Source organism: Moorena sp. SIO4G3, assembly GCF_010692305.1.
Taxonomy (GTDB): domain Bacteria; phylum Cyanobacteriota; class Cyanobacteriia; order Cyanobacteriales; family Coleofasciculaceae; genus Moorena; species Moorena producens_A.
Genome location: NZ_JAAHIG010000181.1, coordinates 1 through 17,503 on the forward strand (window position 1 = coordinate 1; position 17,503 = coordinate 17,503).

At 44.4% G+C, this 17,503-nt stretch carries 15 protein-coding genes and 1 pseudogene; 7 read left to right on the plus strand and 9 right to left on the minus strand.

Annotation, left to right across the window (positions count from 1 at the left end; all coding sequences use genetic code 11):
* Positions 1–272: 272 nt before the first annotated feature.
* From F6J99_RS26275 to F6J99_RS26300, 6 genes and pseudogenes are all read left to right on the plus strand, one after another.
* Positions 273–710 (plus strand): hypothetical protein, encoded by a 438-nt coding sequence (locus F6J99_RS26275; protein ID WP_293116757.1) that lies wholly within the window; start codon positions 273–275, stop codon positions 708–710.
* Between the two features lie 375 nt (positions 711–1,085).
* Positions 1,086–1,820: pseudogene (gene iscB / locus F6J99_RS26280) on the plus strand (RNA-guided endonuclease IscB); the annotation flags it as partial.
* Between the two features lie 128 nt (positions 1,821–1,948).
* Positions 1,949–2,194 carry a hypothetical protein gene (locus F6J99_RS26285; RefSeq protein ID WP_293116759.1) on the plus strand — a complete coding sequence of 82 codons (246 nt, stop codon included), beginning with the start codon at positions 1,949–1,951 and terminating at the stop codon, positions 2,192–2,194.
* A gap of 104 nt (positions 2,195–2,298) precedes the next feature.
* Positions 2,299–3,429 carry a glycosyltransferase gene (locus tag F6J99_RS26290; RefSeq protein ID WP_293116762.1) on the plus strand — a complete coding sequence of 377 codons (1,131 nt, stop codon included), beginning with the start codon at positions 2,299–2,301 and terminating at the stop codon, positions 3,427–3,429.
* A 100-nt stretch (positions 3,430–3,529) separates the two neighbouring features.
* Complete coding sequence (locus F6J99_RS26295; RefSeq protein WP_293116764.1) at positions 3,530–4,261, plus strand: sugar transferase; 732 nt, start codon at positions 3,530–3,532, stop codon at positions 4,259–4,261.
* A 589-nt stretch (positions 4,262–4,850) separates the two neighbouring features.
* Positions 4,851–5,411 (plus strand): 5-formyltetrahydrofolate cyclo-ligase, encoded by a 561-nt coding sequence (locus F6J99_RS26300; RefSeq protein WP_293116767.1) that lies wholly within the window; start codon positions 4,851–4,853, stop codon positions 5,409–5,411.
* 59 nt (positions 5,412–5,470) lie between these two features.
* Here F6J99_RS26300 and F6J99_RS26305 read toward each other — a convergent pair whose 3' ends face one another.
* The 8 genes from F6J99_RS26305 to F6J99_RS26340 all read right to left on the minus strand — a co-directional run bounded on the left by F6J99_RS26305 (position 5,471) and on the right by F6J99_RS26340 (position 13,825).
* The gene (locus F6J99_RS26305; RefSeq protein WP_293116770.1) at positions 5,471–7,957 is read right to left on the minus strand and encodes an HD family phosphohydrolase; all 2,487 of its coding nucleotides are present in this window, start codon (positions 7,955–7,957) and stop codon (positions 5,471–5,473) included.
* Between the two features lie 167 nt (positions 7,958–8,124).
* Complete coding sequence (locus F6J99_RS26310; RefSeq protein ID WP_293116771.1) at positions 8,125–8,493, minus strand: RRXRR domain-containing protein; 369 nt, start codon at positions 8,491–8,493, stop codon at positions 8,125–8,127.
* 504 nt (positions 8,494–8,997) lie between these two features.
* A complete protein-coding gene (locus tag F6J99_RS26315; protein WP_293116773.1) occupies positions 8,998–9,957 on the minus strand; it encodes an ADP-ribosylglycohydrolase family protein in 960 nt (319 codons plus the stop codon).
* A gap of 80 nt (positions 9,958–10,037) precedes the next feature.
* Positions 10,038–10,508, minus strand: coding sequence for a type II 3-dehydroquinate dehydratase (aroQ, locus tag F6J99_RS26320; RefSeq protein WP_293116776.1), 471 nt, complete (start codon positions 10,506–10,508; stop codon positions 10,038–10,040).
* A 9-nt stretch (positions 10,509–10,517) separates the two neighbouring features.
* Positions 10,518–10,658, minus strand: coding sequence for a hypothetical protein (locus tag F6J99_RS26325; protein WP_168166538.1), 141 nt, complete (start codon positions 10,656–10,658; stop codon positions 10,518–10,520).
* A 264-nt stretch (positions 10,659–10,922) separates the two neighbouring features.
* Positions 10,923–11,897, minus strand: a complete 975-nt coding sequence (locus F6J99_RS26330) for a CHAD domain-containing protein (RefSeq protein WP_293116780.1) — start codon at positions 11,895–11,897, stop codon at positions 10,923–10,925.
* Between the two features lie 358 nt (positions 11,898–12,255).
* Positions 12,256–13,092: a pentapeptide repeat-containing protein gene (locus F6J99_RS26335; RefSeq protein ID WP_070396125.1), complete on the minus strand. Its 837-nt coding sequence runs from the start codon at positions 13,090–13,092 to the stop codon at positions 12,256–12,258.
* 91 nt (positions 13,093–13,183) lie between these two features.
* A complete protein-coding gene (locus tag F6J99_RS26340) occupies positions 13,184–13,825 on the minus strand; it encodes a hypothetical protein (protein WP_044491860.1) in 642 nt (213 codons plus the stop codon).
* Between the two features lie 657 nt (positions 13,826–14,482).
* Between F6J99_RS26340 and proS the strand changes: the two genes are divergently transcribed.
* Complete coding sequence (gene proS / locus F6J99_RS26345; RefSeq protein WP_293116783.1) at positions 14,483–16,294, plus strand: proline--tRNA ligase; 1,812 nt, start codon at positions 14,483–14,485, stop codon at positions 16,292–16,294.
* A gap of 133 nt (positions 16,295–16,427) precedes the next feature.
* On the opposite strand, the gene F6J99_RS26350 is transcribed toward proS, so the two are convergent.
* Positions 16,428–17,503: hybrid sensor histidine kinase/response regulator (locus F6J99_RS26350; protein ID WP_293116786.1), on the minus strand; the 1,076-nt coding region annotated here is incomplete at its 5' end.

Sequence of the window (17,503 nt, forward strand, 5' to 3'; positions counted from 1 at the left end):
CACAACTAATCAAGACCCTGACCCGGTGATAGCTTCGCGAAAACAACATGAGAAACGATGTTATCGGCTGGAATTCAAAATACAAACGTACAAGTATGCTGCTGAATAGTTTTGTCAGTCAACCAGGCCTACACCCACGCGCTCACCCTATCCTGACTCTGAACGCCGTGCATTGAAGAGTGGAGTGTTGTGGAATTAAAGCTAAAGCTTTTCAGCATGCTAAAAATATGCTACCAAAACGAGAGTACCCAAAACTGATTAGGAGAGCATTAATGCATTTTCCAACGCGGTACTTCCTCCTTGTTCCGGTGACTGTACTCATGAGCTTATTGACCGTTAGCTGTAGTGGCAAAAAAGTTGAATGTCAGAAAATTATTGAAGTGGCGAACCAGGCCGTTGAAGAAGCTAAAACCCTGACTAATGGTGGAGAATCAAGTGATCCCGAGGCAATGCTCCAGGCAGCTGATGCTATGGAGGGGGCATCTCAAGACATGGAATCGATAATAGTTAAGGACGAACAGCTCCAAGACTATCAAGCTGGTTTTATTAATATGTATCGCAATACCAGCAAGGCGACTCGTGACTTTGTAGAGGCTTTTAAGAAGCAAGACCGCTCAGCTGCGGAGGAAGCTTTGAGCAATTTGCAGAAAGCCACCACCCCAGAACCAAAATTAGTGGCGGATATTAATACCTACTGCTCAGCTAACTAGGGGGTTGAAACAGTTAATAAAACCCTATTATTACCTCGACGTCTGTATTGCCAAAGAGGTTGTTTAGATGTCTTGTGGCGGGCTGACTGCGCTATAGAATCGCTATCTAGAGCGCAGCTGAAAAACCCTATATTTTTATATCCTGGTTAGGCAATACCCAAAATACCGTAGTTGCTAGGTCTATAGTAAATTTACGATTCAAGTCTATGGTATTTTTCGTTTGTCAAGTAGTGCTAGTAGTATATTTAAACAATCTGCCTTTGATATCTAGTCAGTAATCTCGGAGTTTTTCAAACCCCACGTTTGAAAACGGGGGCTTGAAAAACTCATAGCTGACCCGCCTCAGTCCTTGGGCTTTGGCGCACGCTATGCCGTAGACGAAACCGTAAAACCCGTTGTAGAAAGTCTAGGTTTCTTAACCGAACCCGCCCTGATAGTTGGTTACCACCGAGTCTCATGCATCGGGTTTTCACCACAATCACTTGGGTTAAAAAGCTGATCATATTTTCTCCTATATCAGGCCTTTATCAAGAGCTATTCCGGTTCGATATGCAGAATATAGAGAACCATAAACTCAACGGTTATGAGTATAAATATGTAAAATTTTCTGGTTATGATGTCAGAGAATATCTATTATAAAAATGGGGGAGAAAATGCGGATATTGTGGTGCAATTGAGACCCCGTTAGAAGTCGAGCATATCACGCCTAAATCAAAAGGCGGTTCTAACCGAGTTTCTAATTTAACAATAGCCTGTCGCGACTGCAATCAAACTAAAGGCAATCAAGAAATCGAACAGTTTCTATCTGGGAAGCCAGAGGTGTTAAAACGAGTTCTATCTCAGGTTAAAAAGCCTTTAGCCGATGCTGCTTCGGTTAACTCTACCCGCTGTTCGTTGTACGAGGAACTGAAGTTAACAGGACTGCCTGTCGAAAAAGGTTCAGGAGGATTGACCAAGTACAACCGTCGGTTAAACTTACCTAAAACCCATTGGCTTGATGCCGCTTATGTAGGGGTTGTAGACAGCCTTTATGTTGAAGTTAAAAAACCTTTACTGATTGCCGCTAAAGGTCACGGGACTCGTCAAAGTTGCAGAACAAATAAATACGGATGGGTGCATCTCATATTTGTAAAAAAGTTGCGTAGGGTGTGTTAGGGGGGGCCTCATTTTCCGCTCAAGCGCCAGGGTTTAGACAGCCCGCCCCGTAACGCACCACCTTGTCAAACAACTTTTAGGAGATGCACCCATACGGATTCCCCACTCGCCATTGTTCTAGAACCAAGATTCATCAGGGATTTAAAACCGGTGACATTGTTCAAGCAATTGTCACCAAAGGCAATAAAATTGGGACTTATGTGGGACGGGTTGCCACTCCAAAAACTGGATCATTCAACATCTCGACTGTTAACGGACTGATTCAGGGAATCAGTCATAAATATTGCAGCACTGTACACCGGAAGGATGGATACTCATACAACTTCTAACCAGGAAGCCCTGTCGGGCTGCTGTTTATGTAAGGGGGAAAATTCCTCCCCATACATGAATGACAGGGGTATCCATTTTCCCCCTTACCAACCCCAAATATCTGATGAAATATGCCTTGGTTCATGAGTGGTTGACTCCCAAAGCAACTGGTGGCTCAGAACTGGTAGTGCAAGAAATACTCAAACACATTGATGCCGACCTGTACGCCCTGATTGATTTTGAATCAACCAATCCCCAGAGTTATCTATATCAGCGCTCTATTGGCACAACCTTCCTACAGAACTTACCCTTCGCTCGTAACGGGGTTCAGAAATATCTGCCGCTGCTACCCTTAGCGATTGAACAGCTGGAACTAGGGGAGTATAATATTATACTCTCCTCTTCCCATGCTGTTGCCAAGGGTGTCCTTACTAGTCCCCAACAACTGCACATCTGTTACTGCCATACGCCCATGCGTTATGCCTGGGACTTGACGTTTGATTATTTGCGCAGTAGTTCTATGGGACAGGGTTTTCCAGGGTTGATCACTCGCTATCTGCTTCATCGGTTACGTCAGTGGGACGTGATTACAGCAAATCGGGTGGATTACTTTATTGCCAACTCTCATCACACAGCACGGCGGATCTGGCGCTGCTATCGGCGTAGGGCTGAAGTGATTTACCCACCGGTTAATATTGAACGTTTTCCTTTCCAGGAAGAAAAAGAAGATTTTTATCTGACCGTTTCCCGGATAGTAAGTTACAAACAAGTATCTTTAATTGTTCAAGCTTTTAATCAACTGGGATACCCTCTAGTGGTGATTGGTGATGGCTCAGATTTAGCAGGGATTCGCAACTTGGCTCACAAGAATGTAAAATTTTTGGGATTTCAACCCAATCAGGTGGTTGAGCAGTATATGGCTAAAGCTAAAGGGTTTGTCTATGCTGCCTGTGAGGATTTCGGCATTGCCCTGGTGGAAGCCCAAGCTTGTGGTACGCCGGTGATTGCCTATGGTGCTGGTGGGGCACTAGAAACAGTTCTAGATATTCGGCAACATTTAGACAGTGGTACAGGTCTATTGTTTCCAGAGCAAAGCTCAGAGGCTTTGATTGAAGCCATGGAAACCTTTGAGACCTTGGCAGGAAAGTTTAATCGGGAAGCGAGCCGGTTAAACGCTGCCAAATTTGCCCCCAACATTTTTGCTGATCGCTACCTGACATTTCTGGAAAAGTGTTATCAAGACTACCAGTTTTAATTTCTCTGGTAAAAAATTAAATATCCGAGCTGGCTATGGGCTATAGCGAGTGTCTCGTAGCTTTATGATTATGACGTGTGGTGTGAATTGAAGGAGTGAGATGACTGCCGAAAGCCAACTTAACTCCGTCAAGATATTGCGAGCATTCGTGAAGCGAGGTTTTCAGCCCCTCGCTTCACGTCGTAGACACAAGAATCTGACTCGCTATCGCTTAGACGGAAATTTTACCAAGCGACTGTTTGATGTGACCTTTTCCCTATCAGTTCTGATTTCGTTTTTTCCCGTTTACCTGCTACTGGCATTGCTAATTGTGATCAGCTCACCTGGACCAATTTTTTATGTTCAGGAGCGGGTGGGTAAAGACTACAAACCTTTTGCTTGCCTGAAATTCAGAACTATGGTGGAAAATGCCGACGAAATGTTGCTAGAGATGATCGAAAAATCCCCTCAGATACGGGAGGAATTTCAGGATAATTACAAGCTCAAGGATGATCCTCGAATTACTGGAATTGGAAAATTTCTACGGCTGACTAGCTTAGATGAGTTTCCTCAGTTCTGGAATGTACTCAACGGACAGATGAGTGTGGTTGGTCCAAGACCGTTAGTGCCAGAGGAATTGCCCAAATACGGGCGTCACATGGATAAAGTCTTGACAATTCGACCCGGAATTACTGGCTTATGGCAGGTTTCTGGACGCAATGACATACCTTACCACCGCCGTGTGCAAATTGATGTTTACTATGTCAGTTTCCGGAATTTTTGGCTGGATTTATGGATCATATTGAAAACCATTGGTGTTATTATTTTTCCCAAAAATAACGGTGCTTACTAGAGGTAACTGGTGCCTGCTAGAGGAGAGATTAGGTAATGGGAGAGATTAGGTAATGGGTAATGGGTAATGGCTAATAAGCCCAGTTGCCAATTACCCATTACTGATACCAAGTTGCTCTCAAACCTATTATTTAACCTATTATTTATCAGAGTGGGAGAGTTTGAGAGGGAAAAGAATACCCCGTCCTCTTAGATCGGGGATGAATTTTCCCTCTCAAATAGTATTAATATAAAAAGTAAGGGTCTCAAAAAAACTGGGTATTGACCCTACTCAGCTACCCTGGCCTATGGCCACGCTACGCGAACGGTGCGCGGGAAAGTTACGCCCATGGAGATAACAACCAACTATGTTGTGCCTGGGAATCCCCATTCCTCTTAGGATGGGGAAGTTCAATGCTTAAGGGCTCAATTGAACGGAATTGGTAGATGGGAGTGAACAAGCTCCTATCTACTACCCATGTCTTGATGCAGTCGCTCATGGGGGAAACCCCCAAGACCGCGCTGCATCGCTAAATGCAACTCGGTATGATTAGCCACTATCAGCATAGTTTGTTGATATGATCGCGCTATCAAACCGGAGGTAAGATCAGATGAACAAAGCAGAACTACGCCGATCCCTGCTTCAAAAGCGCCAGTCTATGTCTGTAGAAGAATGGCGGCAAAAAAGCGATCGCATCTGTAGCCATCTGCAATCTTCAGCCCTAGTTACCCACTCACAAACAGTCTTAGCCTATTTCAGTTTTCGACAAGAACCAGATCTAAGTCCCCTATTTACAGACACTAAGCACTGCTGGGGACTACCCAGATGTGTGGGAAAATCTCTCTTCTGGCATAGCTGGAAGGCGGGCGTTCCATTGCAAAAAGGAAATTATGGTATTTTAGAACCCAAACCTAATGCTACCACCCTAGAGCCAAAGGATGTGAATTTAATCCTTGTACCCGCTGTGGCTTGTGACCAGCGGGGGTATCGTTTGGGCTACGGTGGTGGTTTCTATGACCGACTGCTGAATTCACCAGAGTGGGATTCTATTCCTACCATCGGCATTGTATTTGAATTTGCCTATATACCTCAACTACCCATTGATGAGTGGGACCAAGGCTTGCACAGTGTTTGTACAGAAACAGGATTCAAGAGGGTGGAACAGATCTGAAATTCCTTGTTCGATACTGTTTCATACTATTGCTGTACCAAGACTGGAGACTTCATACTTCATTTAGGAGACGACTGGCAATTAAGTGCTCCCTTTGGATAAGCAATACGTTGGTGATTATATTGTTGCCAAACTCTGATAAACACTTGGGCAATTTTTGATAAATCCTGCCGGGTTAGGCCAGAATCCACTAATTGGTTGTCCTGCCAGCGAGCTTTGAGAATTTTATTGACCACCGTAAGAGCAGTTTCCGGAGTGACCTCTTTGAGTGAGCGTAGGGCCGCTTCACAGGCATCAGCTAACATAACTACACCAGTTTCCTGGGACTGGGGAATTGGACCGTCATAACGAAAATATGACTCGTCCACAGACCCAGTACCTTCGAGTTGGGCTTTTTGCTGAGCCTGGAAATAAAAATAGGAAATCAGCAATTTCCCCTGATGCTCTGGGATAAAGTCCCGCACTGCCTTGGGTAACTGGTGCTTACGAGCCATAACCAGTCCTTCGGTAACGTGCTTTTTGATAATTTCAGCACTCTTGAATGGATCATTAATCTCATCATGCTTGTTCGGACCACCCATTTGATTTTCTATAAACCCTAACGGATCGTGCATTTTACCAATGTCATGGTAGAGCGTACCTGCCCGAACCAGTTCCACATTACAGTGGAGTTCTTGAGCCGCTGCTTCTGCCAAAGAAGCAACAAACAGAGTATGTTGAAACGTTCCAGGTGCCTCAGTAGCTAGACGTTTGAGCAGGGGACGGTTGGGATTAGACAATTCTGCCAGACGAATCGGTGTCACCAGGTCAAACAAACGTTCCAGGTAAGGTGATAGGCCCAGGGCGACAATACTCCAAGCTAAGCCAGACAGAGCGAATAACAAGGCTCCTGGCAGAACTGCATACCAAATTGTACTAGCCGTGGCACTAATAATCAGATTGATAATCAGGGAAACGACACCTTGAGTTAAGCCTACCCCAACTCCCAAAACAGCCAATTCCTCTCGCGATCGCATTCGTCCTGCCATCAAGGCACCCAGTAAACCACCAGCAACATTTGCCAGTACTTGTTCTCCAGTGACTTCCATACTAAAGGTCACTAAGCCTGTCAGTAAAACCACCACTGTCACGCCCATGGTAGACCCATAAAAGTTCCCTACTAACAAACCAATAGCAGGCATAGTGTAGGGAATCTTGAAGAAGGGACTCTTGAAGAGTATTGATATTGGCATACTCAGCGTCAGTAGCAATACCAAAATGTAGTCCCGCCGTCTCCATTTCGGGTGAACTCGCCGTTGCACTAAGGCAAAGATGCCCACCGTAGTAGTCACCAAACCACCAAATCCCATCAAACCCGGCCAGTTAATTCCTCGACGGCTTAAGTCGAAATAATCCAGTAGTACAAAGTCTGTTTGAGTAATGGTTTCACCTGCGGTTACAATCACATCTCCTTGCTGCACTGAAACCATCATTGGTTCCACTTTTTCTGCTGCCTGTTCTGCTATGAGCTTGGTTAATTCTTTATTTTCGATCAAGTTGGGTTCTAACACTCTAACTAGTAAATACTTAGCTAGTGGTTGAGCTTCCTGAGGCATAAGGCTACTCAAGTTTACCTTCACGGCCTCTTGGATCAGATTTATTGGTAATCCTGGAACCATGCCTTGGGTCAGCATGCGACCAGCAGCCTGCTTAATGACTATGCGGGTTTTCTGCCAATCTTGATCTGATAGATCCAGTACGGAAACATCATCTAGGCTACTGAATTCAGGGCTCAGGTATTGTGACAGCTGAGGCAACACCTGAGCGTACTGTTGGCGAGCAGCAGATATTGACTCAATCAGAGCTGAGAACTCTTGTTCAGAAGACTGTTGACGGTAGCTTTGCAGTTCACTTACTGCCTCAACAAAAGCTTTATTTAATGAATTTTCTGCCGGAGTCGGTGGTTTGGCTTCAGCATCAAACCCCTTGACATGGTTATCGATATCTGAAAATGCCAAGATAGCCCGCCATTCCCATTCCTTACTTTGGCGCAGATACCGCTGGGTGGCGATGGATAGTACATCAGTCTTTACAAAAGGAAAAACACCGCTGTTAGTGCGCAGTTCTTCCACAGCGTCGAGAGACTTCTCAAGATTTTGATCAATTCTTTCTGTAACAGATTGGTCAATCATCAAGACTGGTTGAGCACCTCTTTGAGCTTCTTTGCGTCTCTCAGCCGTCGTCTTAGAGTCCTCAACCAGAGCATCGAATGGTGCCCGGACTGTCTGTGGTGCTACTGTTTCTACATCTAGCTGTGGCTGATTGTAAAAGCGCCCTCCCATAACACTGGTCAGGGAAACCACTGCTAAAGTCCACATTACAGGTAGAGTAATTTTCTGTTGAAGTTGGTGCTGGCTTTTGCCCCAATCTTTTCCTGAAGTTAGGCTAGTCGAAGTGCCTTCACAATGGGTTGGAGACTCTGTGAGCTGTAGAGGTTGTCCTTTCAAATTCTCCTGCTGTGATTGGCTAACTGAGGATTTGGCAGCACTAGAGGAGTTAAATCCCAAAAAACTGCGAAGGTGCTGAGATGTTCGCCGTAATTGCGTGATCGGCTGCGTCAGCGAATTGAACGTTTTCATAGCACAGGAATGGCAATGTCTGGTAACAGTAGCGGTCTGCTCACAATTTGCTGTGTGGTGGTGGCATTTTGCTTAAAGACATCTACATTTATTTATTATTCATAAAAAATACTGGAAAGTTTGCCTCCACTCATTTTCAATCCACTCATTTGACATGGGTAGAGCGCAGGTTGCGTGGGAAACTTCCAGTGACAATCACGCCTTGTATAGTGTAACAGTAACTGGAGTTTGCGAACATAAAACTTCATGAAAGTGGTAATTATGGTTTCGTGGTTACCTTGGTCAATCCCCATGGCTATTGGTTGGGTTTGACTTCCAGATGATTCACAGACCAACTTCACCGTAAATACGCAATGGTCGTTATTTACAACTTTAGCTTTTCTTTCTTTGATCCATTCCCTAGGGGAACTTGGGGTAATTCGCATTAGTCGCTGTCGAGTTGGTGATAAAATAGCTACTCGCATTGAGATAATCCTCAATCATGGAGTTGTAAGTCCCCTTGACCACCTAATCCAAGCGGTGCCACCCTAGGCCGCGAGGGATTGCTCGCGGCCTAGGAGGCGCGCACCTTGATGATTCCGATCCTTAACCGCGACTGAAGTAAGCAGTCTTGCAGATACTCCAGCTTAGGGGTTGTGGCTGGAAGTTCTTACCAGGATTAGGCTCAATGGTCTAGTCACACTTAGGCTTAAGTCTTACCCCATAAGCACCCTTTATTGCGGGGTCAGTAACAGAATATAATTCCAGACTTGACTGATTTTTAGTTTACAAAACTCAGAAGCCAGTGTTTTTTTTAGATCATCTTAGTTTAACTGGTTTATATTGGTTTTACCTATAGCTGTGGTAGCAAATTCAACACCACGGGTGCAACACAGACCATGAAAATTTTATGTACCATCAAGTTTCAGGCTACAGCCCCTTGTAGGTGGAGCTTCATTTTTGGCTTGAAAGTCCTTTGATTGAACAGCTTATCGAGATCCGATCACCCTTGGTGCCACCACAGCTAGCTTCTGAAACTGAGCTATCGCTGAAACGTCATATACACCTGACCACACTGCCAACAACTGGTCTGCTAATTGCCATTGGTCAACCCCAGTACTGCTGAGGTTAAGCGCCACCAGCCAGGGCACTGGAATACCGATGATACCGTTATAGGCACCAGCTAAAGCACCTGTTAAGGCAGCAGTAGTTTGTGATTGATAGCCTGTAAGAGCTGCACGAGTTACACAGAGGCGAAAATCTTCTGGGGTGTTTAGGAAACAGTACAATGCTAAGGCAATCGATAAAGAGCAGTCATCCTCAGACTCATTTCTACGCCTTTGCTCTCGACGCACCTGGATAACAGTTTGTTCTAAACTTGCCCCAAGCTCCAGTAGACTTTGTACTTGTTCCAATTGTTGCACCCAGGCATTTTGATTTTCATAGTTCCCTAGGTCGGCAATGATTCGGGAAATCAGGTTAGGGCAGTCAAGTTTTTCGGTAAGGGCGATCGCTATTGCCCAACCTATAGTCAAGACACTCTCAAACCTTTCAGAATCATTTTGCCAAATTGCTGCCGCCTCTAGCAGCTTTTGGCGCAACTTGACTTCATCTTCATGAAAAAATAATGCTATTGGTAAGGTTGCTACTGCTGCTTCGCTACTGTTGGCAGTCCCTTTTAATGAAAGGATAGAGGGTTGAGCCTTTTGACAGTGAACTAACCAATCTCCTAAATCGAGGTTGCCACAGCGAATTAAACTTTCAATACCACAAGTAGCAATCTTTCTCCAATCGGAAATCGCTTTACTCAAACCAGCATCCCCAAGGGAAAGCGGTCGAAATCTTACTTGAGCTGGTGGTAACTTTTGGCAGCCACTCCCAGCCAGGATTTCTCCCACAAGGCTACCTAACAAGGCACCTCTAAATCGGTTCAAAAGTGAGTACCGCATCCATATTTTGTCAAGAAATCTAGTGTGCTCTTAAATTGCCTTTTTCAACCCCCAAGGCAGCACCCCTCAACTTTTTGATTTTAATTACCAATCGATTTTCTCAATGTCAGCACTAGAGCCTGTAACCCCAGTCTATAGCTGTTAGCTCCAAAACCACTAATCTGACCAACTACCACTGGTGCAATGAACGAATGATGTCTAAAGGCTTCTCGTTGATAGATGTTGCTAAGATGAACTTCTACAGTTGGCAAGGCTACCGCAGCTATTGCATCTCGAATCGCCACACTGGTATGGGTATAAGCACCAGCATTAATTAAAATCCCGTCGTGGTGTCCTAAAGCTCCATGTATTCTATCGACTAAGATACCTTCATGATTAGACTGCAAGGCTGTCACGCTGGCCTCAAGCATTTGCCCTTCTTGCTCTAGGAGATAGTTAATCTCATCCAAGGTGACAGATCCATAAATACCTGGTTCTCGCTGTCCCAGTAAATTAAGATTGGGACCATGGAGAACCAGGATACTTAGACGTTTTCGAGTATCACCGGACACAATAACTATCTAATTCCGACGACACCTTGGTTCATTAACAGGAATGGGGATTGGTTCTGGTTCAGGCTGAGCCTCAGGACCTAATAGCGCTTCAATAAGCTTGCGCGCCCATTCTTGAATTTTTTCCAAAACCTTTTCTATATAGTCCATCAAGCAAAAAGCTCCTATAAGACCACTTGTATCTTTTCTTTTACACTTTCAGTTCCCTAACTGGTTAAAAACGATTACTGCTTTTTGAGCAGCTCAGCAAGGGAATCAGTCTTGCCTAAGGTTTTTATGGCTTGACCATGACTCTGAGAAAGGAAAAAGAACAAAGTGTTGTATCTATTATGTTATTAAGGCTAGCACATTTTATACAATTCATTCAACCAAGATACATTAACAGTGTTTATACCCTCACCAGCATAAGACCTATCAGTTGCCTGACTCAGTCAGTAATATTTGGCGAAAGGCTTGCCTGGTTTCGGGCTTCAAATAATTCTGTTGTAAGGTTTGCCACTGAAGCCATGATTTGTAGCGGTTGGCCTGTAGTAACTGAGCCAGCTGGGGAGCCTTATGTTTTAGGTCTGAGTCAAAGACAGAGTTTAAGAATTCGTCTAAAACCATACTGTCCTGAATATCACCTAAGATGCCTTGAATTTGCTTCATATCTTCCACATAGTCCTTATAGGTAGGACTATAGAGTTCAGTAAATAGATTCATTTGGTAACGCACCCGCTTGGCTTGCTTACGTAGATCGTGAATCATTGCTCCACGAAGGGCTAGCAGTGACTCAACTGCTGCTGGTTTCAGCTGCTTTGGAGTTTGGCTACCAGTATCCTTAAGATCAACGCCCACTAGCCAAGCCGGGTGGAGTAACAGGCTGCTGACAATGGGTAAGAGTAAATCAGGTAATACCGCAGCCGCTGGCATCTGAGCAATTTCTTTATAGGTGGGTTTTTTGAGCCACCGTTTTAAGGTTTGCTTAAGCTTTTGGTGTGGCTTACCTTGCAGAGCTTCCCGAACTTGTGTTAAAGCTTTGCACCGCTTTTTTTCCAAGTAAACGTAGGCTTGCTTCAATGCTTTCCGTTCTTTGGCAGGTAACTTGGGTTGGTAACCTTTGTGGAGGGTTTCTTGGAGGACATCTAGATCTCGAAGACTCCCTAAAATACGGGCAATCTTACCAATCTGTTTTTCAGAGGCTGCTTTGGGCAAGTCTAAGGCAGGGGTAAAACTAGTGACGGCGGTACGCAAGCGCCGCATTCCGATACGCATTTGGTGCAGCTGTTCGGGATCTCGATCTTGGAGAACAGCGGCTTCGTGACTAAGCATTTTCTGGAAGTGTTTCTCAATTCCCAGATAACTCCATTCTCCAATGGTTTTGGTTTGGGGTAATACTAGTTTGTTCATCGTCCCAGTCTGACCTCTAGCAAGCCAGACTCTTGAGATTGAGGTTGAGTAGACTCAGGATAGTCAGAGTCCAAAGCTTAACGTAAAGTTAACCAAAAGCCCACTTTGATTAACTTTACGTTAAGGATAAAAATAATGTTTTGTATTATTACTTATTCAGAGAATATTGTCAAGTTATGATCAGACTTTGCATAGAGGTTTGCAGCTCATGAGTCAGGTCAACTATAGCTTGTCGGATAAATTCTAGGGGCGGTTGGGCATGACTCATCGGTGTCTGGTCGATAGTGTCTGTTGGATGATACTTGCAGCACTAACTGATTAATCGAAGGTTTGATTGATTGTGATCAGATGTAGTTATCTAAGGATGGATAGTGCCATCAGGCATAATTGTTTCCCTTAGATTAACTTGGCTTAGTTCAGCTTCAATGATAGTAGCCCCAGTTAAGTTAGCTTTACTGAGGTTAGCGCCCCTGAGCTTAGCTGTAGTCAGGTTAGACCCGCTTAAATTTGCTTTAGTAAGGTTCGCCCATCTAATGTCAACCCTGTAAAGGTCTGCCTCTGCTAGGTTAGCTCCAAACAGATAGCTTCCACTAAGGTGAGCTTCTGCTAGGTTAGCCCCTGGACACTCAGCTTTGTATAGGTAAGCCCCAAGGAGTTCAGCTTGATGAAGATTAGCATTGCTCAGATTAGCATGGCAGAGATTGGCAGCCATAAGGTTAGCCTCAACCAGGTTAGTCCGTCTTAGCTTTGCCCCACTTAAATCTGCTTCTGAGAGATTAGCTTTGAGCAAGCTAGTGCCAATTAGGTTAGCATTACTCAAATCAGCTTCCATGAGGTTAGCTAGGGTCAAGTCAGCCCCAATTAAATTGGCACCATTTAGGTCAGCCCTGATCAGGTTAGCTGCTATAAGTTTAGTCCCAATTAGCTCTGCCGAGATCAGTTTAGCTTTGATCAGTTCAGCATCTTGGAGGTTGGCATTACTGAGGTTAGCTTGGCTGAGGTTAGCGCTAATCAGTTTAATATTGCCTAGATTTGCCTTTTTTAGGTTAGCTTTTGCTAAGTTTACCCTTTCAAAGTTAGCCCCATTGAGGTTAACTTCGCTAAGGTCTGGTTCTAGATCTAGATTTGTCTTTCTCCATTCTGTCCATCTCAATGGATCTTGTTTGAGTAGAGCAAGATGTTCTAGATTGGCCATTGAGGTTCTCCTTCACATTATGTAGCGGTGCCAACAAAGACTTTAACTCAATGGCACTACATTAAGGGATCAGCTCAGGAAGAATTCCTTTCTATTCCTTGCGCTTGGCAGCAGGATGTTCACGACCACTCACGCTTTCAATAGCTGTCAGCGCTGCCTGAGACGCTGCTAATATATCCCGTTCTTCTCCACCTAGGTAGAGGCGTCCAAAGCTGCCCACTGCACTAATTTGTAAGATGTTAATTAAGGCGGATTTCTCGGCTTCATTGGCAGCTAGGGCGGCATAGGCAGCTGGCTCAACTTCTAATACATATAGGGTTTGCCCTGCTAGCAACATTTGACCCCGCCGTGTGCGATTAATTAACTGGGTCTGGTGGGCATCAATATTACGGATAATTTGGCTAGAAATGACCCGAGGTTTGAGCCGATCCTGTTCACGGACGCCCAGTGCGTCTAAAATTGCTTTGCCAGCTGTACGGGTTTCCCCTTGTTTATTAGCATGCACCTCTAGAAGTCCGTAAAGCCGTTCGACCACCAGCACTCCTGGACGCACGGCAGTGGATTTGAGGGCAATATCGGTAATCCGGTTAATTTCAATACCTGGTGAGATTTCAATCCAAAGGGAGGTATCTCCTGGTAAGGGCAAAAATCCTAACGCTACTGTTCCCATGTAAGCGGCGTGCTGAGGCTGCAAGCTGTCTATGTATACGTAACTGCGTAGTTCAATACCCAAAGTTTAATCTGTTCCTTTTTTGGTGACTAGAAGTTGTCCAAAAGGTAATTCGCACTCAAAGAAGCCTACCACACCTCTCGACCTTCTGCTTTACCCCAGTGAACCTCTTCACTGATTTCGACTTCATTGGCTAGTAATTCATCTAGGGTATATTCTCTGGGGGGCAGATGGGTTGCTCGAGCTTTTGTTCATAGACATCAACAGCAATGATGACAAGCAACGAAAGATATTATTGTTGTTTTTATCATTCAATAATTTTTTTTTTATTGAAGGATAAAAAAACTGCGAAGTTAGTTGTATATGTTTAGATTAAGTCTTGAATTTATCTTTAATTTGCTATAATAGGTTGATTTTAAAGCTATTAATATAAAAAAAATCGGTATTTTAAAAAAACCTGAACAATAGCATCACCACAAACCTTACTTTTTTAAAGCTCCGATGGTAACCTGTTTACTCATTAAACCAAGGAAATGTAAAACTTCGTGAGTTGAAAGGTTTATAACCACGATTCTGCTAATTTAAATTAAATTAGAAACTAGCATATAATCAAATACCTTCTCAGAGGGTGAATAGTTTGTCAATCCTGGCTGACATACTGTTGATGAAAGTTTTAAACTGATGAGATAATGGTAGTTTGGTCTAAAAAGGAAGTAAGTAATGCGACTGTCTCAGATGCTGTTGGTGACACTGCGGGAAGACCCAGTGGAAGCAGAAATCCCCAGCCATAAACTTTTGCTGCGTGCGGGTTACATTCGACGTATTGGCAGTGGCATCTACGCCTATTTACCCATGATGTGGCGTGTCCTAAAAAAAGTTTCTCAGATTGTGCGGGAGGAAATGGATGCCACAGGTGCTCAAGAGTGTCTACTACCTCAGTTACAACCGTCTGAGCTGTGGAAAGAATCGGGTCGTTGGGACACCTATACGAAAGCTGAGGGCATTATGTTTGCTCTGATTGACCGACAAAAGCGAGAATTGGGACTTGGACCAACCCATGAAGAGGTAATCACTACTGTTGCTAAGGACATGATTCGCTCCTATCGGCAATTACCTCTAAACCTGTATCAAATTCAAACTAAGTTCCGAGATGAAATTCGCCCCCGATTTGGCCTGATGCGGGGACGGGAATTCATTATGAAGGATGCATACTCCTTCCATACCGATCACGAAAGCCTAAAAAAGACTTATCAGGCGATGGATCAAGCCTATCGAAATATGTTTAGCCGCAGTGGTTTGGAGTTTAGAGCGGTTGAGGCTGACTCTGGGGCGATTGGGGGTTCGGGTTCTCAAGAATTTATGGTTCTGGCTGATGCTGGGGAAGACGAGATTCTCTACACGGAGGATGGCAAGTATTCTGCCAATGTGGAAAAAGCAGTTTCCTTACCACCAGACCTAGAGCCCTCACCCTATAACACTTATGAAAAACTAGAAACTCCAAACACCTCAACTATTGACACCCTATGTCAATTCCTGAAGTGCTCTGCCACTAATGTGGTTAAAAATGTTCTTTACCAAATTGTCTATGACAACGGCATGACGGTGTTGGTTTTGGTGAGCATTCGGGGGGATCAAGATGTAAATGAGGTGAAGTTACAAAATGAATTGGTGAAATTGGCAGACCAATACGATGCCACAACGGTTTTAGCCCTGACTGTACCAGAGGTGGCTACCCAGGAAAAATGGGCATCGAAACCTCTACCTTTGGGTTACATGGCACCTGATTTGGCAGATGATTACATCAAACCAGCTAAAGATATTGCGCCTCAGTTTTTGCGGTTGGTAGATCAAACAGCAGTGGAACTGAAAAACTTTACTACTGGTTCCAATGAGTCAGGCTATCACGTAGTTGGTGCCAATTGGGGTGAGCAATTCCAGTTACCGAAGCTAGTGGTGGATCTCCGTAAGGCTAGTCCAGGCGATCGCGCCATCCATGACCCGAATCAAACCCTACGAAGCGCTCGCGGCATTGAAGTTGGCCATATTTTCCAGTTGGGGACGAAATACTCATCTGCGATGGGGGCTACCTACACCAGTGAGCAAGGGGAAGAAATTCCGTTATGTATGGGCTGTTATGGGGTGGGAGTGTCTCGGTTAGCTCAAGCAGCTGTAGAGCAATCCTATGACAAGGATGGGATTATCTGGCCAGTTGCGATCGCACCCTACCATGTGATTATCACGATCCCGAATGTGGGAGATACCCAGCAGATGGCAGCAGCAGAAAAACTTTACACTCAACTCAATGAAGCAGGTATCGAAACCCTGCTTGATGACCGCAACGAACGAGCTGGGGTCAAGTTCAAAGATGCTGATTTAATTGGGATTCCCTACCGGATTGTGACTGGGCGATCGCTTAAAGATGGCAAAGTGGAAGTGGTGGAACGGGCTACCCACACATCGACAGAACTCTCCGTTGAGGAAGTGCTACCCACCCTGAAGCAGTGGATTGATACAGCTCTAAGGACGGTTTAGGATTGAGGGTTGCAGGTTGAACGCGCACGCGTGGCCTTTTGGCCTACGGTTATTCGCCCCGTATTCGGTGTAGGGTACCTTGAAGGATACAAGGATAAGCATTGGGTGAATATCACGCTTTGACTAATTAGTGTTATACCCATTCTATGGGTAGGGAAACGGTAAAGGTCGCTCCCTTACCCAATTCACTGTCCACAGTTATCTGACCGGCCATCAGATGACAGAGTTTTTTTGCGATCGCTAAACCCAACCCAGCCCCACTATACTTGCGGGTGTCCGACTCATCTACCTGAGAGAAGGGTTCAAAAATCTTGGAATGTTGCTTTGGACTGATGCCAATACCGGTGTCACTGACTTGAAATGTGATTGATGGTTTAGTTCTTTGGTGTTGACCAAGATCAGGAATAGTTGTAGATGGTGAATTAAATTGATCGTCAATCTCTGCTGTGCCATCACTCTTGTGGACTATCAATGTAACAGTTCCCTGCTCTGTAAATTTACAAGCGTTGTTGAGCAAGTTAAGCAGGATTTGACGCATTTTGGTGGGGTCAGTACGGATTCGGCCAGGGTTGTTCAAATAGATGACTTCTAAGGTATTGTTGTTCTTTTCTGATAAAGGACGCACAGTGGTTATCACTTCTTCAATCAATGAGGATATCTCAGTATTTTCTTGATGCAGTTTTAGCTCACCTACTTCCATTTTCGATAGGTCAAGTATGTCGTTAAATAAATTCAGCAGATGCCAACTAGAGTTTTGAATCTTCTCTAGCCGGGGAATAAAGTATTCTGGATCCGACTTTTGAGCCCGAGCTTGCAATAACTCACTATTACCAATAATGATATTTAGAGGCGTGCGAAACTCATGGCTCATGTTCGCTATAAATTGGCTTTTAGCATAGTTAGCTTTCTCAGCTATTTCTTTAGCTTTGATCAGCTCCTGCAAGTAAAGTTGACGCTGTTTATGAGCCTGTCGGATTTGCTGCTGTTGTTCTCTAACTTGAGCGACAAACTTTAGGGTTTTATTGATGGTAATTTCCAAATCCTGAAAATCTATTGGTTTGGTCAGAAAATCAAAAGCACCACAGTTCATCGCTGTCCTAATATTTTTCATATCCCCATAAGCTGATACCACCACTGCTTTAAGTGTTGGGTCAACTTCAGGGATAAACCCTAGCAAAGTAAGACCATCCATCTCAGGCATATTGATAA